This is a genomic window from Burkholderia sp. YIM B11467 (assembly GCF_052952715.1).
In genome coordinates this window covers 1,040,722-1,064,360 of the sequence record NZ_JBQVSQ010000001.1, presented here as the reverse complement: position 1 = coordinate 1,064,360, position 23,639 = coordinate 1,040,722, and the positions used below count along the sequence as shown (strand labels likewise).

At 67.9% G+C, this 23,639-nt stretch carries 19 protein-coding genes; 8 read left to right on the top strand and 11 right to left on the bottom strand.

All coding sequences use genetic code 11. The features are described 5' to 3' along the window. Positions 1–108 precede the first annotated feature (108 nt). The 7 genes from ACTRWB_RS04770 (at position 109) to ACTRWB_RS04740 (ending at position 6,873) form a co-directional block, all read left to right on the top strand. Complete coding sequence (locus ACTRWB_RS04770; RefSeq protein ID WP_446901413.1) at positions 109–1,146, top strand: NAD(P)H-quinone oxidoreductase; 1,038 nt, start codon at positions 109–111, stop codon at positions 1,144–1,146. Positions 1,147–1,297: 151 nt separating this feature from the next. Then, entirely contained in the window at positions 1,298–1,972 is a 675-nt protein-coding gene (locus ACTRWB_RS04765) for a histidine phosphatase family protein (protein WP_446901117.1), read from the top strand. Positions 1,973–1,991: 19 nt separating this feature from the next. Next, positions 1,992–3,023, top strand: a complete 1,032-nt coding sequence (locus tag ACTRWB_RS04760) for a phosphotransferase (protein ID WP_446901116.1) — start codon at positions 1,992–1,994, stop codon at positions 3,021–3,023. A gap of 65 nt (positions 3,024–3,088) precedes the next feature. Further along, positions 3,089–3,853 carry an SDR family oxidoreductase gene (locus ACTRWB_RS04755; RefSeq protein WP_034181113.1) on the top strand — a complete coding sequence of 255 codons (765 nt, stop codon included), beginning with the start codon at positions 3,089–3,091 and terminating at the stop codon, positions 3,851–3,853. Between the two features lie 7 nt (positions 3,854–3,860). Continuing rightward, a complete protein-coding gene (locus tag ACTRWB_RS04750; protein ID WP_446901115.1) occupies positions 3,861–4,619 on the top strand; it encodes an SDR family NAD(P)-dependent oxidoreductase in 759 nt (252 codons plus the stop codon). A 34-nt stretch (positions 4,620–4,653) separates the two neighbouring features. After that, the gene (locus tag ACTRWB_RS04745) at positions 4,654–5,898 is read left to right on the top strand and encodes an acyl-CoA dehydrogenase family protein (protein WP_419688160.1); all 1,245 of its coding nucleotides are present in this window, start codon (positions 4,654–4,656) and stop codon (positions 5,896–5,898) included. 69 nt (positions 5,899–5,967) lie between these two features. Beyond that, on the top strand, positions 5,968–6,873 hold the full coding sequence (locus tag ACTRWB_RS04740; RefSeq protein WP_343491070.1) for a LysR family transcriptional regulator: 906 nt from the start codon (positions 5,968–5,970) through the stop codon (positions 6,871–6,873). 40 nt (positions 6,874–6,913) lie between these two features. Here the strand turns inward: ACTRWB_RS04740 and ACTRWB_RS04735 are convergent, their stop codons facing one another. The 4 genes from ACTRWB_RS04735 to ACTRWB_RS04720 form a co-directional block, all read right to left on the bottom strand. Beyond that, positions 6,914–9,946 (bottom strand): FAD-binding and (Fe-S)-binding domain-containing protein, encoded by a 3,033-nt coding sequence (locus ACTRWB_RS04735; protein WP_446901114.1) that lies wholly within the window; start codon positions 9,944–9,946, stop codon positions 6,914–6,916. Positions 9,947–9,979: 33 nt separating this feature from the next. Then, positions 9,980–10,741 carry a 2-keto-4-pentenoate hydratase gene (locus tag ACTRWB_RS04730; RefSeq protein ID WP_446901113.1) on the bottom strand — a complete coding sequence of 254 codons (762 nt, stop codon included), beginning with the start codon at positions 10,739–10,741 and terminating at the stop codon, positions 9,980–9,982. A gap of 48 nt (positions 10,742–10,789) precedes the next feature. After that, a complete protein-coding gene (locus tag ACTRWB_RS04725) occupies positions 10,790–12,064 on the bottom strand; it encodes an MFS transporter (protein WP_129516225.1) in 1,275 nt (424 codons plus the stop codon). A 142-nt stretch (positions 12,065–12,206) separates the two neighbouring features. Further along, positions 12,207–13,427 carry a pyridoxal-phosphate-dependent aminotransferase family protein gene (locus ACTRWB_RS04720; protein ID WP_446901112.1) on the bottom strand — a complete coding sequence of 407 codons (1,221 nt, stop codon included), beginning with the start codon at positions 13,425–13,427 and terminating at the stop codon, positions 12,207–12,209. A 183-nt stretch (positions 13,428–13,610) separates the two neighbouring features. On the opposite strand from ACTRWB_RS04720, the gene ACTRWB_RS04715 reads away from it, so the two are divergent. Beyond that, entirely contained in the window at positions 13,611–14,315 is a 705-nt protein-coding gene (locus ACTRWB_RS04715; protein WP_343491064.1) for a GntR family transcriptional regulator, read from the top strand. 19 nt (positions 14,316–14,334) lie between these two features. On the opposite strand, the gene ACTRWB_RS04710 is transcribed toward ACTRWB_RS04715, so the two are convergent. From ACTRWB_RS04710 to ACTRWB_RS04680, 7 genes are all read right to left on the bottom strand, one after another. Beyond that, positions 14,335–15,405, bottom strand: coding sequence for a porin (locus tag ACTRWB_RS04710; protein ID WP_446901111.1), 1,071 nt, complete (start codon positions 15,403–15,405; stop codon positions 14,335–14,337). 84 nt (positions 15,406–15,489) lie between these two features. After that, positions 15,490–16,590 carry a porin gene (locus tag ACTRWB_RS04705; RefSeq protein WP_446901110.1) on the bottom strand — a complete coding sequence of 367 codons (1,101 nt, stop codon included), beginning with the start codon at positions 16,588–16,590 and terminating at the stop codon, positions 15,490–15,492. Positions 16,591–16,740: 150 nt separating this feature from the next. Continuing rightward, the gene (locus ACTRWB_RS04700) at positions 16,741–18,375 is read right to left on the bottom strand and encodes an HAL/PAL/TAL family ammonia-lyase (RefSeq protein WP_446901109.1); all 1,635 of its coding nucleotides are present in this window, start codon (positions 18,373–18,375) and stop codon (positions 16,741–16,743) included. Between the two features lie 17 nt (positions 18,376–18,392). Then, complete coding sequence (locus tag ACTRWB_RS04695; protein WP_446901108.1) at positions 18,393–19,715, bottom strand: MFS transporter; 1,323 nt, start codon at positions 19,713–19,715, stop codon at positions 18,393–18,395. 30 nt (positions 19,716–19,745) lie between these two features. After that, complete coding sequence (locus ACTRWB_RS04690) at positions 19,746–21,386, bottom strand: urocanate hydratase (RefSeq protein WP_446901107.1); 1,641 nt, start codon at positions 21,384–21,386, stop codon at positions 19,746–19,748. 15 nt (positions 21,387–21,401) lie between these two features. Then, on the bottom strand, positions 21,402–22,493 hold the full coding sequence (locus ACTRWB_RS04685; RefSeq protein ID WP_446901106.1) for a DUF917 domain-containing protein: 1,092 nt from the start codon (positions 22,491–22,493) through the stop codon (positions 21,402–21,404). Positions 22,494–22,673: 180 nt separating this feature from the next. Next, entirely contained in the window at positions 22,674–23,564 is an 891-nt protein-coding gene (locus ACTRWB_RS04680) for a LysR family transcriptional regulator (protein WP_129516232.1), read from the bottom strand. Positions 23,565–23,639: the final 75 nt, after the last annotated feature.

Sequence of the window (23,639 nt, the reverse complement as noted above, 5' to 3'; positions counted from 1 at the left end):
ACACACATTGCGATGCGGCGATTCGGGGATGGCCCACGAATCGACAGTGCATCGACGAACGTTGAGGATCATATCGTGAGTGACGATGCCCAAACCCTCCCCGCCGACATGACCGCGATCGAGATCGTGCGTCCCGGCGGCCCCGAAGTGCTCGTACCGGCCACGCGCGCCGTGCCGTCGCCGGGCCCCGGCGAAGTGCTGATCCGGATTCACGCGGCCGGCGTAAACGGCCCCGACGTATTCCAGCGCAAGGGGCTGTACGATCCGCCGCCCGGCGCGTCCGACATTCCCGGCCTCGAGATCGCTGGCGACGTCGTCGCGGTCGGGCGCGACGTCACGCGGTTCGTTGTCGGCGATCGGGTATGCGCGCTGATTCCGGGCGGCGGCTACGCAGAATACGCGGTGGCGAACGAAAGCAACACACTCGCGATTCCCGACGGCCTCGGCATGGCCGAAGCGGCGGCGTTGCCGGAAACCTTCATGACGGTCTGGCTGAACCTGTTCCAGCGCGGTGGGTTCAAAGCTGGCGAAAGCGTGCTGATCCACGGCGGCGCGTCGGGGATCGGCACGACGGCGACGATGCTGGCGAAGGCGTTCGGCGCGTCGACGATCATCACCACCGTCGGCTCGGACGCGCAGCGCGACGCGAGCATGCGGCTCGGCGCGGATCTCGCGATCGACTACCGCAGCGAGGATTTCGTCGAGGAGGTCGCGCGCTTCACGGGCGGCAAGGGCGTCGACGTGATCGTCGACATCATTGCCGGCGACTACGTCGCGCGCAATTTCGCGGCGGCCGCGATCAACGGCCGCATCGTGCAGATCGGCGTGATCAAGGGCCCCGCGAAGGAGCTCGATCTGTTTCCGATGCTGACGAAGCGGCTCACGCACATCGGCTCGACGCTGCGCTCGCGCACCTACGCGGAGAAGGCGCAGATCATTCGCGAACTCGAAGAGGCCGTGTGGCCGTTGATCCGGCAAGGGGCCGTCAAGCCGCAGGTTTACCGGCTGTTCGATTTTCGCGACGCGCGCAGCGCACACGAGCTGATGGATTCGGGCCGCCACATCGGCAAGATCGTACTGGTGACGCCTGCGGCGGAACGATCGCTGCAGGTGGCCGTCGACGGAAGCGCCACGCATTCCGCGTGACCGGCCGGTAACGGCCAGCGCTTGCCATATCCCCGGGCGCAAGCGCCCGGGGAGGGAATTCACAGGGTGAATACCCGAAGATTCAAGAAATAAAGTTTAAAAATGTACACCCGCTGGCTATGCTGAATCCTTCTGATCCGGCGGGCATGCGATGGCTGAACTCTTTCTGGTACGGCACGGGCAGGCGTCGTTCGGCACGGACGACTACGACCGGCTTTCCGCGGCCGGCGAACAGCAGGGCATCTGGCTGGGCGATTACTTCGCGCGGCAGGGCCTGACGTTCGACCGCGTGATCTGCGGCACGCTGAACCGGCATGCGCAGACGGTCGACGCGATCCTGCGCGGGATGGGCCGCGAAGGCGCGCCGGTCGACCGCCATCCGGGCCTGAACGAATACGACTTCCACGGGCTGTTCGCGGCGGCGGCCGGCGACTATCCGGAGATCGCGCGGCTCGCGGCCGGATCGATGAAGGAGCATTTCCGCGCGCTCCGGCAGGTGCTGCAGCTGTGGTCCGAGGACCAGCTCGGCGACGCGGCGCCCGAGACCTGGGCGCACTTCCAGCAGCGTGTCGCCGACGCGCGCGCCGCGATCCGCCACGGCGGCGGCCAGCGCGTGCTCGCGGTGAGCTCCGGCGGCCCGATCGCGGTCACCGTGCAGCAGGTGCTCGCCGCACCGCCGTCGAGCGCGATCGCGCTGAACCTGCAGATCCGCAACAGCAGTCTTTCGCAGTTTTTCTTCAACGCCGATGCATTCCACCTCGCGTCGTTCAACGGCATCCCGCATCTGGAGGATCCCGAACGACACGCGCTGCGAACCTACGGCTGACCCACGAACGATCGCGACGATGACGAACCCTTCCCAGCAACTCGACGTAGCCCGCCTCACCCCCTATCTGGAAGCGCACGTGCCGGGCTTCGAAGGCCCGGTCGACCTGGAGAAGTTTGCCGGCGGCCAGTCGAATCCGACTTTCCTGCTGCACGCGAAGAGCGGCCGCTACGTGCTGCGCCGCCAGCCGCCGGGCGAACTGCTGAAATCCGCGCATGCGGTCGACCGCGAATTCCGCGTGCTGACCGCGCTGTCGGGCACCGCGGTGCCGGTCGCGCGGCCGTATCACCTCTGCGAAGACCGCGACGTGATCGGCAGCCTGTTCTACGTGATGAGTTTCGAGGATGGCCGGATCTTCTGGGATCCCGCGCTGCCGGAACTGCCGAAGGCCGATCGCGCGACGTGCTACGACGCGCTGCTGCAGACGATGGCCGCGCTGCACGACGTCGATGTCGACGCGGTGGGCCTGGCCGACTACGGCCGCCCCGGCAACTACTTCGAGCGCCAGATCGGCGTGTGGACGAAGCAGTATCGCGCGGCCGAAACCGAGCGCCTCGACGCGATGGAGACGCTGATCGACTGGCTGCCGAAAGCGTGCCCCGAGGACACGGGCCGGCCGGCGCTGGTGCACGGCGATTTCCGGATCGACAACCTGATGTTCGCGCGCGACGGTTATCGCGTGCAGGCCGTGCTCGACTGGGAACTGTCGACGCTCGGCAACCCGCTCGCCGATCTCGCGTATTTCTGCATGTGCCTGCGGCTGCCGTCCGGCGGGCAGGTGCGCGGGCTCGCGGGCCAGGATCGCGCCGAACTCGGCATCCCGGACGAAGCGGCGATCGTCGCGCGTTATTGCGAACTGCGCGGGATCGAGCCGATCCGCGACTGGCACTTTTATCTCGCGTTCAGTTTCTTCCGGCTCGCGTCGATCGCGCAGGGCGTGAAGGCGCGCGCGCTGCAGGGCAACGCGTCGAGCGAGCAGGCGCTGCGCGTCGGCGCGATGGCCGGGCGGCTGGCCGAACTGGCCGTGAGCGTGATCGACGCGCATCGCTGAACACGCCGCGATCGTCACGCGTCGACACGACAACGACACACCCATCAATGGAGGAGCGAGACAACATGGCAACGAATCTGTTCGACCTGACCGGCAAGATCGCGCTGGTGACGGGCGCGAGCCGCGGCATCGGCGAGGAAATCGCGAAACTGCTCGCGGAGCAGGGCGCGCACGTGATCGTGTCGAGCCGCAAGCTCGACGACTGCCAGGCCGTGGCCGACGCGATCGTCGCGGCGGGCGGTCGCGCCGAGGCGCTGGCCTGCCACGTCGGGCGGCTGGAAGATATCGCCGCGACGTTCGAGCATATCCGCGGCAAGCACGGGCGGCTCGACATCCTCGTGAACAACGCGGCCGCGAACCCGTATTTCGGGCACATCCTCGATACGGATCTCGCCGCGTACGAAAAGACCGTCGACGTGAACATCCGCGGCTACTTCTTCATGTCGGTCGAGGCCGGCAAGCTGATGAAGGCGCACGGCGGCGGTGCGATCGTCAACACGGCGTCGGTGAACGCGCTGCAGCCGGGCGACCGGCAGGGCATCTACTCGATCACGAAGGCGGCCGTCGTCAACATGACGAAGGCGTTCGCGAAGGAATGCGGGCCGCTGGGCATCCGCGTGAATGCGCTGCTGCCGGGGCTGACCAAGACGAAGTTCGCGGGCGCGCTGTTCGCCGACAAGGACATCTACGAGAACTGGATGGCGAAGATCCCGCTGCGCCGCCACGCGGAGCCGCGCGAAATGGCCGGCACCGTGCTGTATCTCGTGTCGGACGCGGCGAGCTACACGAACGGCGAATGCATCGTCGTCGACGGCGGCCTGACGATCTGAGCGCGTGATGAAACTCGACAGCTACGCCGGACAGGCCGTGATGATCACCGGCGCCGCGAGCGGCTTCGGCGCGTTGCTCGCGAGCGAACTGGCCGCGATGGGCGCGCGGCTCGCGCTCGGCGACCTGAACGACGCGGCGCTCGAACGCGTGGCCGCACCGTTGCGCGCGGCCGGCGCCGACGTGATCGCGCAGCACTGCGACGTGCGCATTGAGGCCGACGTCGCGTCGCTGGTGCACGCGGCCGCCGCGCGCTTCGGGCGGCTCGACGTCGGCATCAACAACGCGGGCATCGCACCGCCGATGAAGGCGCTGATCGACACCGACGAAGCCGATCTCGACCTGAGCTTCGCGGTGAACGCGAAGGGCGTGTTCTTCGGGATGAAGCACCAGATCCGCCAGATGCTCGCGCAGCACGAGGGCGTGATCCTGAACGTCGCGTCGATGGCCGGGCTCGGCGGCGCGCCGAAGCTGGCCGCGTACGCGGCGTCGAAGCATGCGGTGGTCGGGCTCACGAGGACGGCCGCGCTCGAATACGCGCGCCACGGCATCCGCGTGAACGCGGTGTGCCCGTTCTACAGCACGACGCCGATGGTCACCGACGGCGATATCAGCGACCGCCAGGACTTTCTCGCGCAGGGCTCGCCGATGAAGCGGCTCGGCCGGCCCGACGAAATCGTCGCGACGATGCTGATGCTGTGCGCGAAGGAAAACACTTATCTGACCGGGCAGACCGTCGCCGTCGACGGCGGCGTCTCGGCCTTCTGAACGAACGGAACACGAAAATCCCGAGGAGTCGATCATGGACTTTGGCTACACCCCGAAAGTGGAAGAACTGCGCGAGCGCGTGCGGGCGTTCATGGATGCGCACATCGTGCCGCGCATCCGCCAGTGGAACGATGAAGTGCATGCGGGCCAGTATCCCGTGTCGTTCATGGAAGAGCTGAAGGAACGCGCGAAGGCGGAAGGGCTGTGGAACCTGTTCCTGCCGCACCTGAAGGACGACGAGCCCGGCATGGGCCTGACGAACCTCGAATACGCGCCGCTCGCCGAGATCATGGGGCGCGTGAGCTGGGCGTCGGAGGTGTTCAACTGCAACGCGCCGGACACGGGCAACATGGAGCTGTTGCACATGTTCGCGACGCCCGAACAGCGCGAACAGTGGCTGCTGCCGCTGCTGCGCGGCGAGATCCGCTCGGCGTTCGCGATGACGGAGCCCGACGTGGCGTCGTCGGATGCGACGAACATCACGACGCGCATCGAGCGCGTGGGCGACGAGTACGTGATCAACGGTCGCAAGTGGTTCATCACGAACGCCGCGCATCCGAACTGCAAGATCTTCATCGTGATGGGCAAGACTGATCCCGAGGCCGCGTCGCACCAGCAGCAGAGCATGATTCTCGTGCCGCGCGACACGCCGGGCGTGACGATCGTGCGCAACATCACGGTGGTCAATCACCACGCGCCGGAAGGGCACTGCGAGATCACGTTCGACAACGTGCGCGTGCCGGCGCGCAACCTGCTCGGCGAGGAAGGCAGCGGCTTCGCGCTCGCGCAGGCCCGCCTCGGGCCGGGCCGCATCCATCACTGCATGCGTTCGATCGGTGCGGCCGAGCTTGCGCTGGAGCTGATGGTCGACCGCGCGCAGTCGCGCGAGGCGTTCGGCAAGCCGCTGAACCGGCACGGCACGATCGGCGAATGGATCGCACGCTCGCGCATCGAGATCGATCAGGCGCGCCTGCTGGTGCTGAAGGCCGCGTGGATGATCGACAAGGTCGGCGCGAAGGCCGCGCGCAAGGAAATCTCGATGATCAAGGCGCTGGTGCCGACCGTCTATACGGACGTTTGCGACCGCGCGATGCAGGTGTTCGGCGCGGCGGGGTTGAGCCCCGATACGCCGCTCGCCGATCTGTGGACCTGGGGCCGCGCGCTGCGCTTCGCCGACGGCCCGGACGAGGTGCACCTGCAGGCGATCGCGCGGATGGAGATCAAGGACGGCGTGCCGGGTTCGACGGCGGCCTACCTGACGCCGCCGCCGCGCGGTTGAGCGGCGCGCAGGGCCGGCATGGACGAACGAGAGGCGCGCGCCGTAAGATGCCGGCAAGGAGATCCGGCGATGCGCCTTTCGAAGATTGATCTGAACCTGTTCGTCGTATTCGAGGCGATCTACAACAAGCGCAACCTGACGCGCGCGGCCGAGGTGCTGAACCTCACGCAACCGGCCGTCAGCAATGCGCTGGCGCGGCTGCGCAAGACGCTGAACGATCCGCTGTTCGTCAGCACGCCGGCCGGGATGATGCCGACGCCGATGGCCGAGAACATCGTCGGCCGCGTGCGCGAGGCGCTGCAGCTGCTCGATTCGAGCGCGCACGAAGGCGACGTGTTCGATCCGGCTTCTTCCGAGCGCGTGTTCCGGCTCAGCATGAGCGACCTGACCGAGGCGCTGCTGCTGCCCGCGCTCGGCGAACTGCTGCAGACGCATGCGCCCGGCATGCACGTGCGCAGCTACACGATGGACCGCCGTGAAGTGGCCACGGCGCTCGCGAACGGCTCGGTCGACATCGCGATCGACGCGCCGCTGATCGGCGATCCGCATCTGCACCAGGCGCTGCTCGTGCGCGATCGTTACGCGTGCATGATCCGCGACGATCACCCGTTCAAGGGCAATACGCTGACCATGGACGACTACCTGTCGATGGGGCATATCCATGTGTCGAGCCGCCGCAAGGGCAGCGGGCACGTCGACGCGGAACTGACGCGCCTCGGGCTGCGCCGCAACATCCAGATGCGCGTGCAGCACTACATGGTCGCGCCGCTGATCGCGATGCGCGGCGATCTCGCGCTGACGGCGCCGCTGCGGCTGCTGCAGCGCTATCCGGCGCGCATCCTCGAACTGCCGTTCGAGATGCCGGGGCTCGACTACTTCTGCTACTGGCATCGCAGCGCCGATCAGGACCAGGGTAGTCAATGGTTGCGCGAACAGCTGATGACGCTGATGGGTGGAATGGGCGAGCCACAGTAACCGAGGCGGGCCGCGCCTGGGTCACGTGTTCCCCGCATCGTCATCGACCGCGCAACGCCTGCTCCAGTACTTTCGCCACGTGCACGGCCTGCGTCTGCGCGCCGTCGTGGATCTGATGCCGGCAGCTCGTGCCGTCCGCGACGACGATCGTGCCTGCGGCCCGCGCACGCACGGCTGGCAGCAGCGACAGCTCGGCCATCGCCTGCGACGCATCGTAGTGTTCGGCTTCATAGCCGAAGCTGCCGGCCATTCCGCAGCACGACGATTCGACCGGCGACACCTTCAACCCCGGAATCCAGCGCAGCACGGTCTGTACCGGCGTGAACGCGCCGAAGGCCTTCTGATGGCAGTGGCCGTGCACCAGCGCTTCGGCCGCGTCGATCGCATCGAGCGGCAGCGACAGCCGGCCGGCTGCCTGTTCGCGGACCAGGAATTCCTCGAACAGGAACGCGTGACGAGCAAGCCGTGCCGCTTCTTCACCATAGCCATACGCGAGAAACTCGTCGCGCATCGACAGCAGGCAGGACGGCTCCAGCCCGACGATCGCGACACCGCGCTCGAGGTAGGGCCGCAGCGTGTCGAGCGTGCGCTTCGCTTCGGCCTTCGCCTCGTCGACGAGGCCGGCCGCGAGGAACGTGCGGCCGCAGCACAGCGGCCGCTCGCCGGCGCGCACGTTGAAGTGCACGGTATAGCCGGCGGCTTCGAGGACGGCTTGCGCGGCGCGTGCGTTGTCCGGTTCCTGGTAGTTGCTGAACGTATCGACGAAGAGCAGCACGTCGCGGGTTGTCGAGCCGGCCGACGTTGCACCGGCACCCGAATCCGCATCTCCCAGAAACGGCCGCGCAAACGCGGGCAGCGCACGCTGCGGCGCAAGGCCGATCCAGCGCTTCACCAACGACGCGACGACCGGCACGCCGTTCGCGAACGCGATCGCGCCGCGCATCCGTGCCGCCCACGGCGCATAACGCGGCAGATACGCGACGAGCCGTTCGCGCAGCGTCGTGCCGTGCTTGCGGTTCCACGCGTGCCGCGCCTCGATCTTGAAACGCGCCATGTCGACCCCCGTGGGGCAATCGCGCTTGCAGCCCTTGCACGACACGCACAGGTCGAGCGCGGCCTTCACATCGTCGCCGGCGAGGCCGTCCGTGCCGAGCTGGCCGGTTACCGCGAGCCGCAGCGTGTTCGCGCGGCCGCGCGTCACATGCTGCTCGTCGCGCGTCACGCGGTAACTCGGGCACATCGTGCCCGCGTCGAACTTGCGGCAGTGGCCGTTGTTGTTGCACATCTCGACGGCCGACGCGAGCCCGTGCGTGATGTCGGTGCCCGTGCCGGGTTCGGTTTCTGCGCCGGTCAGCGGGTTGCGCGTGACGTTCCAGGCCGACCAGTCGAGTGCGGGCCGCAGCGGCAGCGCCGCATAACCGGGCGCGAAACGGAAATTTTCGCGCGCATCCATGCGCGGCGGATTGACGATCTTGTCGGGGTTGAAGCGGTTGTCGGGATCGAACAGCGTCTTGATCTCCGCGAACGCCGCATTGAGACGCGGGCCGTACTGCCACGCAACCCATTCGCCGCGGCACAGGCCGTCGCCGTGTTCGCCCGAATACGCGCCCTTGTATTCGCGCACGAGCGCCGCGGCTTCGTCGGCGATCTCGCGCATGCGCGCCGCGCCGTCGCGCCGCATGTCGAGGATCGGCCGCACGTGCAGCGTGCCGACGCTTGCGTGCGCGTACCACGTGCCTTCGGTTTCGTGCTTGTGGAACACGTCGGTCAGGCGGCGCGTGTATTCGGCCAGATGTTCGAGCGGCACCGCGCAATCCTCGATGAACGACACCGGCTTGCCGTCGCCCTTCATGCTCATCATGATGTTCAGCCCGGCCTTGCGCACGTCCCACAGCGCCTTCTGCGCGCCGGCATCGGTCATCTTCACGACGCTGTCGGGCAGGCCGAGATCGGCCATCAGTTCGGTGAGCCGGTCGAGCTGCGTCAGCTGCGCATCGCGCGATTCGCCGGCGAACTCGACGAGCAGGATCGCCTGCGGCTGTCCGACCAGCGCCTGTTCGATCACGGGCCGGAACGCCGGGTTCTCCCTCGACAGGTCGATCATCGTGCGATCGACGAGCTCGACGGCCACCGGCTTCAGCTTCACGATGTGCTGCGCGGTATCCATCGCCTGATAGAAGGTCGGGAAGTTCACGACGCCGAGCGCCTTGTGCGCGGGCAGCGGCGCGAGCTTCAGCGTGATCTGCCGGCTATGGGCCAGCGTGCCTTCCGAACCGACGAGCAGGTGCGCGAGATTCGCGTGGCCGTCGTCGGTGTATGCGCGCGGGTTCTGGCAGTCGAACAGGTCGAGGTTGTAGCCGGCCACACGGCGCAGCACCTTCGGCACGCGTTCGACGATCTCGTCGCGCTCGCGCTGCGCGATCCGTTCGACCCCGTGCAGCAGGTCGAGCGTGCGGCGGTCGGTGACCGGCTGCGCGAGCGAGCCGAACCGGCATTCGCTGCCGTCGGCGAGGATCGCGTCGATCGCGAGCACGTTGTGCACCATGTTGCCGTACTCGATCGAGCGTGACCCGCACGAGTTGTTGCCGGCCATCCCGCCGATCGTGCATTGCGCGCCGGTCGACACGTCGACCGGGAACCACAGCCCGTGCGGCTTCAGCCACGCGTTCAGGTGATCGAGCACGATGCCGGGCTCGACGGTGACGGTGCGCGCCTGTGCATCGAATTCGACGATCCGGTTCAGCCATTTGCTGTTGTCGACGACGAGCGCCTCGCCGACCGTCTGCCCGCACTGGCTCGTGCCGGCGCCGCGCGCGAGCACGGGGATCTTGCGGTCGCGCGCGATGTCGAGCGCGATCCGCAGGTCGTCCTGGTCGCGCGGCACGACGACACCGAGCGGCATGATCTGGTAGATCGACGCATCGGTCGCGTAGCGGCCGCGGCTCGCGCGGTCGGCATGGACGTCGCCGCGCATTTCCGTGCGCAGCCGCTCGAACAGCGGCGACAGCGCGGCGCCTTGCGACGGCACGAGATGGACGGGGCGGACCAGCGAAGGCGAGACGGCGGATTTCATGGCGGCGGTCGGTAGCGAGAGAAGACGAACGGATCAGGCGAGCGTGACGCTGACGGGCGGCAGCCCCGGCATGCGGCCGATGGCCGTGCCCGCAGCCTGCGGGAAATACATGCCCGTGTACGAGCCGGTCGTGACGACGGTGCCGGCCGGCAGCGCGATGCCGCGCCGCGAGGCGTGATTGACGAGCCACGGCAGCAGGCGGCGCGGGTCGCCGGCGGGGTTGGTACCGGGCGTGGCGCTTGCGATGTCCTGCCCGTCGAACGCGAACGCGGGGGCGGGCGCGACGAACGGGAAATCGGCGCGATAACCGGTCATCTCGCCGAGCACGAGCGCGCCGTGGTTCTGCAGGTCGGCGAGCTGTGCGGCGGGCGCGACGTCCGGCCATTCGCGGAAACGGCTCGCGACGATCTCGATCGCGGCGCCCATCTGCGCGATGCCGTCGAACACTTCGTCGTCGGCATACGCGTCGGCGCGAGGCGCGAAGTCACGGCCGAAGCGGAACGCGATCTCCAGTTCGAGGCCGAGCGGCCGGAACGCGCCGCGCGGCAGCGTGATGCCGCTCGCGTGCCGGCAGTCGTCGGGCAGCGGCGCGCCCTGGATCGGCCCGTCGGGCTGTTTCGCGCCGACCTTCCACGCGCCGATCGCGGCGCTGCGTTCGGCGAGCACTTGCGCCTGCACCGCATACGCGGCGTCGGCGCTGGCGGGAACGAGTTCGGGCGGCAGCGCGGCGAACGCGATGCCGTGTTGCCAGCCGGCGGCGAGCCGGGCGGCGAGGTCATGGGTAGCTTGGGTCATGGTGACGAGTCGAGAAAAAAGCGGGGCGGCGACAGCGCCCCGTGGGCATCAGGCCGGCGAGCGATTGGCGGCGCGCTGTTCGGCGGGCGTGTCGGCGAAGCGGCTTTCCGGCTGCATGCGGAACGCGAGCAGCACGCCTACGCCCATCAGCACCATGCTGCCGATGAACGGCAGCTCCCAGCTGCCGAAGCGGTCGATCACGTAGCCGGAGATCACGGGCGACAGGATCGCCGCGAGCGCGGAGCCGGAATTCATCATCCCGCTCGCGGTGCCCGAGTATTCCGGCGCGATGTCCATCGGCACGGCCCACATCGGGCCGATCGTCATCTCGGCGAAGAAGAAGCCGGCCGCGAGGCACGCCATCGACACGTACAGGTGGTGCGTGAACAGCAGCGGCAACAGCGACAGCAGCGTGAACAGCATGCAGATCGACACCATCCAGCTGCGCGCGCGCTTGAGGCTGCCGGTGCGTGCGTAGATGCGGTCGGTGACGAGGCCGCCGAGCGTGTCGCCGATCACGCCCGCGAAGAACACCGCGGACGCGAACACGGCGGACTTCTTCAGGTCGAGGTCGTAGCTGTGCAGGAAGTACTGCGGAATCCAGCTCAGGAACAGCCACAGCGTCCAGCCGTAGCAGAAGTACACGATCGTGACGGGCATCATCCGGCGGAACAGCGGGCCCCACGGCACGGTCGCGGGCTTCTGCTTCGGGGGCGGCAGCGCGTCGAGTTCGGCCTGCGTGATGCGCGGGTGGTCCTTCGGGTGTTCGGTATAGACGAGCGCCCAGACCACGACCCACACGATGCTGATCACGCCGCAGATGTAGAACGATTCGCGCCAGCCGTACACGGCCATCACCGCGACGACGGCGGCCGGCGCGACTGCGTTGCCGACGCGCGAGAACGCGTGCGTGATGCCCTGCGCGAAGCCGCGTTTCTCGCGCGGCACCCAGCGCGACATCGCCGACGTGGCCGCCGGGAACGTCGCGCCTTCGCCGAGCCCGAGCAGCAGGCGCGCGGCGAGCAGCGACGCGAGGCCGCCGGCCATCCCGGTGAGCAGCGTCGCGACGGCCCACAGCAGCCCGCACGCGAGCAGCGTGCGGCGCGCGCCGAAGCGGTCGCTGACCCAGCCGCCGATGATCTGGAATACGAGGTACGGATACGCGAACGCGGAGAACACGAGACCGATCTCCGTCTTGTTCAGCCCGAATTCCTTGCCGAACCCGGCGGCGGCCGTGCTCACGTTCACACGATCGAGGTACGTGATGAAGTACATCACGCACAGCATCACCAGCACGATGCCGGTCGCTCGGAACAGCTTCATGTTGTGTCTCCTGGATGTTGTCTGGCTTGCAGCCGCGCCGGTTCTGGGTCCGGCTTCGTGCCGATGCAGCGCGGCCGCGCGTCGTGCGCAGGCCGCAGGGGGTACGGGCGAGAGACCGGCGGCGTGCCGCCGGGCCATGTGATCAGGCCGCCGCGCGCAGCGCGGGCGTGTGCGTGTTCGATGCGAGGTAGTCCATCGCCGCGACGACTCCGCTCGCGGCGACCGGCACGCCGGCGAGCTTCAGCCCCATCTCGCAGCCGGCGAGCGTGGCCATCAGCGTGAGGTCGTTGCAGTCGCCGAGATGGCCGATCCGGAACATCTTGCCGCGCAGCTTGCCGAGCGCCTGCCCGAGCGACATGTCGAAGCGTTCGTAGATGAGCTTGCGCACGGCGTCCGCGTCGACGCCGTCGGGCATCATCACGCCGGTCAGCACGGGGCTGTAGACGGCCGGGTCCGCGCACTGGATCTCGAGGCCCCATGCGCGCACCGCGCGGCGCGTCGCTTCCGCGAGCCGCTGGTGGCGCGCGAACACGGCGTCGAGCCCTTCGCCGAGGATCATGTCGAGCGCTTCGGCCAGCCCGTACAGCAGGTTGGTGTTCGGCGTGTACGGCCAGTAGCCGGTCTTGTTCGCTTCGATGATCTCGTGCCAGCCCCAGAACGCGCGCGGCAGCTTCGCGTGCTCGCTCGCCGCGAGCGCCTTCGGCGACACCGCGTTGAAGCTGATGCCCGGCGGCAGCATCAGCCCCTTCTGCGAGCCCGACACCGTCACGTCGACGCCCCATTCGTCGTGGCGGTAGTCGGCGGACGCGAGCCCCGAGATCGTGTCGACCATCAGCAGCGCCGGGTGCCCGGCCGCGTCGATCGCGCGGCGCACCGCGGCGATATCGGACGTGACGCCGGTGGACGTCTCGTTGTGCACCACGCACACGGCCTTGATGTCGTGCGCGGTGTCGGCGCGCAGGCGCGCTTCGATCATGTCGGGCTGCACGCCACGGCGCCAGCCTTCGATGCCGGGCAGGCCGAGGAATTCGGGCTTCAGGCCGAGCGCCTCGGCCATCTTCTTCCACAGCGTCGCGAAGTGGCCCGTCTCGAACATCAGCACGGTGTCGCCGGCGCTCAGCGTGTTGGTCAGCGCGGCTTCCCACGCGCCGGTGCCCGACGCCGGATAGATGATCACCGGCTGCGTGGTCTTGAAGATCTTCTTGATGCCGGCGAGCACCTTGAGGCCGAGCGCGCCGAATTCGGGGCCACGGTGGTCGATGGTCGGATAGCTCATCGCCCGCAGGATGCGGTCGGGCACCGGGCTCGGCCCCGGAATCTGCAGGAAGTGGCGGCCGGACGGATGAAAGTCGAGGTGCAGCATGGTCGTTCTGTCTCCTTGGTTGCATTTTGAATTTTGCATGCAAAATACTTTAGCAGAGCGATCACGACAAAACCAAGTGTTGATTTCGCCGAAAATGCCGGTGTTTACCCGACATTGGCGGGGTGATATTCGGGTCGGGCGAGTTGCAGTAGAATCGCGTGAGGCAAGAAGGAAGGACTTTGCATGCAAGATTTGAATGATCTGGAGCATGTCGGCGGCGCGCCGGCATTGCCGAAACTGGAGCGGCAGCGGCTGCACGACACGGTGGTCGAGCACCTGCGCAAATTCATCGTGGAAGGCGTGCTCACGCCGGGCATGCGGCTGAACGAGCGCGAGCTGTGCGAGACGCTCGGCATCTCGCGCACGCCGCTGCGCGAGGCGTTCAAGGTGCTGGCGGCCGAGGGGCTGCTGGTGCTGTCGCCGAACCGCGGCGCGAGCGTGTACCGGATGAGCGAATCGGAGATCCGCGAGACGTTCGAGCTGATGTCGGGGCTGGAGGCGTTCTCAGGCGAGCTGGCCTGCGAGCGCATCACGCCGGCCGAACTCGCGGAGATCAAGGCGCTGCACTACTCGATGCTCGCGTGCCGGATGCAGAACGACCTGCCCGGCTACTACAGCCGCAACCAGGAAATCCACGACCGCATCAACGAGGCCGCGCGCAACTCGGCGCTGCGCGGCACGTACCAGTCGATCAACCGCCGGATCATGTCGATGCGGTTCCGCTCGAACCAGCACGTCGAGAAGTGGGATCGCGCGGTGCACGATCACGAGGAGATGATCAAGGCGTTGGAGGCGCGCGACGGCAAGGCGCTCGCGGCGATCCTGCGGCGCCATCTGCTGGAGAAGCGCGACGCGGTGTTGCTGCTGCACGCCGAAGTCGACGCTTGAGCGCGCACCGCGCGCGAACTCAGAATGCGGTGCGCAGGCCGAGCCCCGCCGAATCGCCATTCCCGACTCCGCTCGCGCGATCGCGCATGAACGCGACGTAGACGTCGGTCCGTTTCGACAGCCGGTAGTCGTAACCGAGCGCCCAGGTCGTTCTCGACGGGCGGTCGCGCCCGTGGCTTTTCGCGGCCATGACCGACGCGAGCAGCGTGCCGAAGCCGAGCGGCACGGCCGCACCCACCTGGCCGCTATGCGTGCCGAGCCCGCCGCCGTCGATCGCGTCGTGCACGTACTGGTAGAACGCGGTGAGCTTCACGAACTTCAGGTCGTAGCCGACGCCGGCCAGCACGGCGTCCTGCTGCGTGAAGCCGGCGATCGATGCGGTCAGGTCGCCCGGCGCGCGGTCGTAGCGCGCCTGCTGGAACGCGAGTGTCGCGCTGAATGCGCGTTGCCGGTCGTAGGTGACGCTGCCGCCCCACTGGTTCGCGCCGGTGTGGCCGGGCTCGTTGCCCGTCGCATAGATCAGGCTTGCCTGCAGCGCATGCTCGCCCGGCGTCGTAACCAGCACCGAATTGCTCCAGCCGTTGTCGCCGACGAGGCCTTGCCCCGCGACGCCCTTGTACATCTGGTTCAGCGTCGGCGAAAAACCGAACGACGTCGAGAACGGGTTGAAGCGCACGACGGAGATGTAATACGGCGTCGTGTTGCGTCCCGCGCGCAGCACGCCGTACGGTGTGGAAACGCCGACATACGCGTTGCGCCCGAAGAACGTATCGCCGCTGAAGCGGCCGGCGCCGCCGTTCGACGGGCGCATGAACGCCTCGAGCGCGAACTGCAGCGCATAACCGCCGCCGAGATCCTCGCGGCCGCCGATCCCCCAGAAGCTCGTCGTGAAGCCGCCCGAATTCATCGCAACCGCGCGCGGCTTGCCGAGACTCTTTTGCGTGCCGATATAAACGTCGGTCAGCCCGTACAGCGATACGGACGACTGCGCCGCGACGTCGTCGGCGATCGTGCACGCGATCAGCGATGCGCCGATGGTCGACAGGAGGCGTCGCCGGCCGCTGGCATTCCGGATTGAATGAATAGGCATACTGATCGAATCGTGTAGAGGAAGCGATGGCGAACGGAACAGCCGACGGCGGGCGCCACGCCCGGCCGTCAGCCGCCGGGAACGTCAGAACACGTGGCGAATGCCGGCACGCCCGACTGCCTGCTTCTGATTGCTCGACGGATTGAAACCCGCGATCTGCGCGACCGGCGCATCGCCCGCCGCCTTCTGGAACGCGCCCATCACATAGACGCTCGTGCGCTTGGACAGCGCGTATTCGACGCTCAGGTTGAACTGGTGATACTTCGGCTCCGCGTTCGTCGCGTGGTCGCGGCCCGTCGTGTATGTGTAGCCTGCGCCGACCGTCACAGCGGGTGTCGGCGTGATGAGCGTCGACAGCTCGTAGTTCTGGAACGTCGCGTCGTGCCCCGCGCTGCCCTGCTGGAAGTTCGTGTTCGTGAAGTCGGCCAGCAGCTTGAGCCACTGCACGACCTGGTACGACGCGCCGACGCCGAACACCTTCTGCGCACGCGCCGCATCGAGATAGTTGCCGTAGATCGCGTTCGTGAAGCCCGGATAGTTTTGATAACCCTGCGTCGACACGCCCGGGTTGTTGACGCGCAGATAACCGATACCGACGCCGATCGGCCCCGCCGCGTAGTTCGCACCGACGCTGAACGTCGCGTTGTCGGAGAAGCGCCCCGGCTGCCCGCCGAACGCATAGAGGCCGCCGAACGTGAAGCCCGCGATCGTCGGGCTGCGGTACTTGACCGCGTTCGAGATCGGGAAGCCGTTGTCGGTGTTGTCCATGTCGTTCGGGTGCGCGAAGTAGTAGCCGCCGATGTTGCCGTTCAGCGTGAACGGCTCGACGTAGTCGACGATCGAATCCCACTGGCGGCCGAGCGTGAGCGTGCCGAGCTTCGTGTCGTTCAGGCCGACGTAGGCATTGCGCGAGAACGCGAGCCCGCTGCCGAGGCGGCCGGAGTTGATGTCGAAGCCGCTTTCGAGCCGGAAGATCGCGCTCAGGCCCCCGCCGAGATCCTCGGTGCCGCGCACGCCCCAGCGGCTGCCGGCCGTCACGCCCGATGCGAGCTGCACGAGATGCTTGCCTTGCACGTTCGATACGTAGTCGACGCCATCCTCGACGATGCCGTACAGCGTGACGCTGCTTTGCGCGTGGGCGGTAGCGGCCGCGGCGAGCGGCAGCGCGAACAGGAATTTTTTCATGGTGGTGTTCCGGTGCGGTGTGGGTGAAAGACGGCGAACGGTGGGTCGATCCGGTTGCATGCGGACGTGCGTCCCCCGCGCCGCGATCGAGCGACGATCGCAGCGGCGGGAAAACGGTGAAACGAAGGGGGTGTGTTGTGCCGCTGTCGCTCAGTCGCGATACGCGCGCAGCAGCGTATCGGCGGCCCGGAAGTCGGGCGTGAGCGGGCGGTCGCGCTCGAGGAACGCGACCTTCGTGCGCAGCGCGCGGTACAGCGGCTGCGTGGCCGGCGCGAGCGTGAACGACGGCTGCTTGCGCTGGCGCAGGTCGATCGCTTGCGCGGCTTCGATGAGTTCGAGGCCGAGCAGCGTGTAGCTCGCGTCGATCTGCTTCTGCACGCGCTGCACGACATCGGGCGCGTTCGTCGCGATGTCCTCGATGCCGCCGGCCACCGGCAGGTAGTCGAGCGACACGGGCATCGCGAGCGACTTCACCGTCATCGCGAGCGCGGTCGGCGGCTTCTCCATCGCACCGAACGCATGCACGGTTTCCTCGGTGCCGAGGAAGCGCGAGAGGCCGGTGAGGTGCGGGTCGTTCAGCTTGACGATGCGTTGCGCGGACGCGAGTGCGTTGTGGCCGAGCGCGAGCCCGAGCTGTTCGAACGCGAGCACCCACGGCAGCGGCTCGAAGTTCGCGCTCGGCAGCACCGCGCCGCCGCCGTCGACATAACCGGCCGCATCCTGCGCGCGGTTCGACTTCGGCGTGACGCCGACCGCGACGCCCGGATTGTCGTCGCTCGAATTGAGCTGGACCTGCAGCAACGCGCGTGCTTCGTCGTAGGTGCGATCCTCTTCGCCGAGCAGGTAGACGCCGGAACGGAAGCTGAGCGGATCCTGCAGCGGCCGGTCCGCGTCCTTGTTCCACAGGCTGCTGCCCGCGAGCAGCGTACGCAGCGCCGCGCCGGCGCGCAGCGTGGCCGGGAACGGCCGCAGCGCCAGCGTGTCCTCGCGGAACGGCGACACATTACCGTTCAGCCCTTGCAGGCTCAGCGCGAACACGAGCTTCGACACCTGCGCGAGGCGCGCCATGTCGGTGAGCGCCAGCGCCGCCATGCCGGCCGAATACGCGTTGGAACTGAGGATCGCGAGCGCGTCCTTGCCGTACGGATGGATCGTCGCGATGCCGGCCGACTTCAGCGCGTCGGCGGCCGCGAGCTTGCGGCCCTGGTAATACACGTCGCCTTCGCCGAGCATCGCGAGGCCGACATGGCTCAGGATCGTGATGTCGGCTTCGCCGATCGAGCCGTCCGCCGGCATTGCCGGCGTGACGCCGCGATTGAGGAACTGCGCGTACGCGTCGACGATCGCCGGTTGCACGCCGGCGCCGCCGTCGAGCATCGCGTTCAGGCGCGCGGCCATCGCGGCGCGGGCCACACGCACGCTCATGTCGGGCCCGACGCTGCCCGAATGCGCATGGATCAGCCCGATGTTGAAGCGCGTCGACGCGTCGATGACCTCCTGCGACAGCTTGCCGTGCGCATCGACCATCTCGCGGTCTTTATTGAGGCCGACGCCGACCGTCAGCCCGTAGATCTGCTGGCCGGCCGCGGCGGCCTTCAGCAGCACGTCGTGCGCGGCGACGACCCGCTGGCGGGCGGCGGGCGCAATCGACACGGCTTCGCCGTCGGCGATGCGCGCGATCGATTCGGGCGTGACGGACCGGCCGTCGAGCGTGACGTCCGCGAAGGCCGGGACGGCGGCGAAAAGCGCGAGCGCGATCGCGCTCCGCATGAGGAAGCGTTGCATGAAGCAGTTCTCCGATTTCAGGCGTGACGTGACGTGGAAGACAGCGCGGCGATCGACGCGAGCGCGATGACGCTCGCGACCATCACATACCAGGCAGGCGCGAACGGGTTGCCGGACCGTTGCGTGAGCCACGCGAGGATCGCGGGCGCGAAGCCGCCGAAGATCGTCGTGGCGATGTTGTAGGACAGGGACATGCCGGTCGCGCGCACGCGGGTCGGGAACAGCTCCGACAACGCGGCCGGCGCGACGCCCGTGAAGATCGCGACCATCACGCAGAACGCGCTCTGCACCGTGATCAGCGCGGCGAGCGTGTGCACGTCGGCGAGCCAGCGCAGCAGCGGATACACCGACACGAGCATCAGCAGCGCGCCGGCCGTGAGCACCTTGCGCCGGCCGAAGCGATCCGACCAGCTGCCCGCGCACACGCAGGTGACGGCCATCAGGCAGTTGCCGACCAGCGACGCGATGAACGCGTCGCGCCCGTCGAAGTGCAGCGCGCGCTGCACGTGGGTCGGCATGTAGATCACCAGCGCATACACGCAGACGGCCCACAATACCGAGAACCCGGTACCGACCACGAGCGCACGCGGATAGTCGCGCACGACCTGCAGCAGCGGCGTCTTGCGCTCGGCCGGTGCGCGCGCGGCACGCGCCATCTCCGCGCGGAAATGCGGCGTTTCGTCGAGCGTCTTGCGCAGCCACAGGCCGACCGGCGCGATCGCGAGACCGAGGATGAACGGAATCCGCCAGCCCCAGTCGCCGATCTGTTCGCGCGACAGCGTGAGCGTCACGCCGGTGGCGACCAGCGCGCCGAGGATGTTCGACGCGGCCATGCTGGCCTGCAGCCACGACGCGTAACGACCCTTGCGGTCCGCCGGCGCGTGCTCGATCAGGAACGCCGCCGCGCCGCCGACTTCGCCGCCGGCCGAGAAACCCTGCAGCAGGCGGCCGCACAGGATCAGCAGCGGCGCGCCGACGCCGATCGCGGTGAACGGCGGCGCGAACGCGATGATGGCCGTGCCGGCCGCCATCACGAGGATGGTCAGCGTGAGCGCGGCCTTGCGGCCCGCACGATCGCCGTACACGCCGATCGCGAGCGCACCGAGCGGCCGCGCGATGAAGCCGATCCCGAACGCCATGAACGCCTCGACCAGCTCGGTGCCCGTGTCGCCGCGATGGAAGAAGTTCTGTGCGATGTACACGGCAAAGAACGCGTAGACGGAAAAGTCGTACCACTCCAGCGCGTTGCCGATCGAGGCCGCGGCGATTGCTCGCCCGGCACTTGTGGCAGGGGGCGACACGGCCGTGGCCGTGTCGAGGGGAACCGCGGTTTGCTTCACTTCGATCTCCTGTCGTCGTGCGGGACGGAATTACAGCCGGATATGCGGAATCTGCTTGCGTTCCGCTTCATCGAGCGCTTCTTCGTAGCCGGCGTCCGCGTAGCGGATCACCCCGAGCGCGGTGTCGTTGGTCATCGACAGCGTCAGCCGCTCGTTCGCCGCCGCGCTGCCGTCGGCGACCACGGTGATGCCCGCGCTCGTCATGTAGCCGCTGTAGCCGCCGCCGCCCGAATGGATCGCGACGAGATCGGCCATCGACGAACAGCTCATCATCGCGTTCAGCAGCGGCCAGTCGGCCACCGCATCGGAGCCGTCGCGCAGGTTCTCGGTCATGATGTTCGGGTGCGCCATTGCACCGGCGTCGAGATGGTCGCGCGTGAACGCGACCGGCCCGGCCAGCACGCCGTCGCGCACCATCGCGTTGACCGCGAGCGCGAGCCGCGTGCGCTCGCCGTGGCCGAGCCACGCGATCCGCGCCGGCAAGCCTTCGAACGGCACGCATTCGCGCGCGCGCTGGATCCAGTTCGTGACGATCCGGTTGTCCGGGAAGTGCGCGAGCAGGTAGTCGTCGATGACGCGGATGTCGTTCGGGTCGTTCGACAGCGCGATCCAGCGGAACGGGCCGATCGCGCGGCAGAACAGCGGGCGCAGGAACGCCTCGGTGAACACCGGGATCTCGAACGCGCGCGCCACGCCGCCGTCCTTCGCATGCGTGCGGATCAGGTTGCCGTTGTCGAACACGATCGCGCCGCGATCCTTGAAGCCGAGCATGGCCTCGACGTGACGCACGATCGACGCGCGGCTCGCGTCCATCAGCCGCGTGCGGTCGCTGTCGCGCAGCGCGCGCACTTCGTCGAGCGTGAAGCCGGACGGCACGTAGCCGTACACGAGATCGTGCGCGGCCGTCTGGTCGGTGACGATGTCGGGCACGACGCCGCGCGCGAGGATCGCCGGGAATACGTCGGCCGCGTTGCCGAGCAGGCCGACCGAGATCGGCTCGCGCCGCGCCTGCGCGTCGCGGATCAGCGCAAGCGCCTCGTCGAGATCGCGCGCCTGGCGTTCGAGAAAGCCGATCTGCAGCCGCTTGTCGATGCGCGTCTGGTCGATCTCGACGACGAGCGTCGCCGCGTTCGCCATGCGGCCCGCGAGCGGTTGCGCGCCGCCCATCCCGCCGAGGCCGGCGGTCAGGATGAAGCGCCCGCGCAGGTCGTTGTCGAAATGGCGCTCGGCGATTCGCGAGAAGATCTCGTAGGTGCCCTGGATCACGCCCTGCGAGCCGATGTACTGCCAGTCGCCGGCCGTCAGCCCGCCCCAGCAGATCAGGTTGCGCCGTTCCAGTTCGTAGAAGTGCTCGGCTTTCGCCCACTGGCCGATCAGGTTGCAGTTCGCCATCACGACGAGCGGCGCGCTCGCATGCGTGCGCAGCAGCGCGACGGGCTTGCCGGACTGGACGACGAGCGTGTGGTCCTCGTCCATCGTCTTCAGCGTGTGCACGATCGCGTCGTGCGACGGCCAGTCGCGCGCCGCGCGGCCGAGCGCCGCGTAGACGATCAATTGTTCGGGGTCCTCGCCGACGGCGAGCACGTTCTCGAGCAGGCGCAGCAGCGCTTCCTGGCGCCAGCCCTTGCAGCGCAGCGTGTTGCCGGACGTGACTTCGAAGGTGCGGGTCATGGTGTCGCCCTCCGTTCAGCGCGCGAGCGCGTAGTTGGCGATCGAGATGCCGAGCGCCGCTTCGACCGGCGGATAGACCGCCGGATCGAACACCGACGACGACAGCGGAATATGCGCTTTCGCCACCCGCAGCACGTGGATCTCCATCCCTTCCTTCAGCTGCCCGGCGCTGACGGGGCGGCCTTCGCTGTCGAGCGTCGTGATCACGTCGGGGTAGGTCGCGATCCGCTCGCCGTGCGCGTCGTCCACCGCCATGTGCTCGTTCATCACATGAATGACCGCGCGCTGCGCGCCGCTGCCGAGATAGACGAGGCCGACGTCGAACGCCTCGCGCGTGTATTCGAGCGTGTTGCGCTCGACCTTGCCGCTCGCGATGATCTCGCCGTGCGTGGCCGCGCAGATCGCATCGATCACCGCGCTGCCGCCGCGCCGCTCGGCGTCGATGATCGCCTCGCCGAGCGCGAGCGCGCGGCTGATGCCGCCGAGCGCCGCATGCTGACGCACGTACGACGCGCGAATCGGGTTGCGGCAGCTCGCGATGAAGCCGCCGGCCATGTCGGCCGCTTTGCGCAGTACCGGCGACACTCTCGCGGTCGCGCCGCGCACGACCACTTCCATGTACGCATGCTGCGCGCGGTTGCCGCCGGCTGCCGCCTGGATCATCGGCGCGGTGCTCGACGCGAGGCCAAGCGAACCCATGTCGCCGGTCGGATGCGCGCGGATGTCGCCCACCGCGTCGACCACCTTGGTGCCGAGCAGCGCGGACGGAAGCCACGCGTTCAGCGTGCTCGACATCCCGTTCTGCCCGATGATGAGCCCCGCGAGCGGCGCACCGAGTGCTTCCTGCACGAGCTGCGCGGCCTTCACGTAATCGGCGCCGAGCATTTGCCAGTCGGTGAGGCCGCCCGGCGCGCCGATCGCGGCGGCCGTGGCGATCCACGCGTCGTCCGGCAATTCGTCGATGGTCACCAGTTCGGGGCGGCCGATCGTGACCGCGAGCGTGCCGAGTTCACGGCCGTGGTCGGCCCAGCCGCCGCCGCCGCATGCGAAAACCGAGCCGCCCTTGACGGCGGCTTCGACGTCCTTCGAAGACAGAATGCGTCCCATGTGTCGTTTGTCCTGAGAGGGGAAAAAGGCCGTACGCGCCAGGCGGAAAGCCTTGTGTGGCGGTACTGTCCAAACGATTCTAGGGACGCCGAATATTGAGCGTTATTGCTATTTTATGGAGACTTCATAACGCGATGTTAAGGCTAGGGTAATCCCGTGATGGCGTGTTAACGCCGCAATTCATGCGTCTGCGGAAAGCGCGTGCAGCGTGTCGATGAACTCGTGCGCGAGGCGCGACAGCGGGGCGAGCACGGGGTGCAGCACGCTGACCGGCGCGGCGATGGTCGGCACGATCGGCTTCACGACGATCTGCGGCCACACCGGCCCCGCGACCGTCAGTTCGTCGATCAGCGCGATGCCGGTGCCGGCCTGCGCGAGCGCGCACGCGACGTGCGCCTGCTGCACTTCGATCTTGACCTGCGGCACCAGGCCTTCGTCGCTGAACAGCCGCCGCACCAGTTGCCCGAGCGGAATGTCGCTGCCATAGCCGATCAGCGGCTGGTTCGCGAGATCGCGCACGGCCAGCGTCTTGCGCCGCGCGAACGGGTGCGACGCGGGCACGGCCGCGACCATCCGGTTTTCATAGAGGTGCCGGCTCTCGACGTTCGGGTGCGTGTCCTGCAGGAACGCGATGCCAAGCTCGACCTGCTGCGTGAGCACCGCCTGCAGCAGCACGCTCGGGATCATCGTGTGCAGAATGATGCGCACGTCGGGAAAGCGCTCGTAGAACGCCGCGATCGCGCGCGGCAGCAGCGATTGCCCGAGATTGGGGCTGCACGCGATGCGCAGGTGGCCCATCCGGTTCTCGATCAGGTCCTCGGCGATTTCGTTGACGCGCTGCACGCCCTGGTACACCGCGTTGACTTCGACGAACAGCCGCTGCGCTTCCGGCGTCGGATAGAGCCGCCCCTTGATGCGCTCGAACAGCGCGAGACCGAGCCGCTGCTCCGCATACGAAATGAGCCGGGACACCGCCGGCTGCGACACGTGCAGCAGCTTCGCGGCGCCGCTGATCGAGCCGGTCAGCATGATGGCGCGAAACACTTCGATCTGGCGCAGGTTCAGACGCACAGCCTTAACTCCATGTTATGTGGGGGCGATAAATCGGCATGAGACATTCTGGCAGAGCGCTGCCTAAACTGCTCG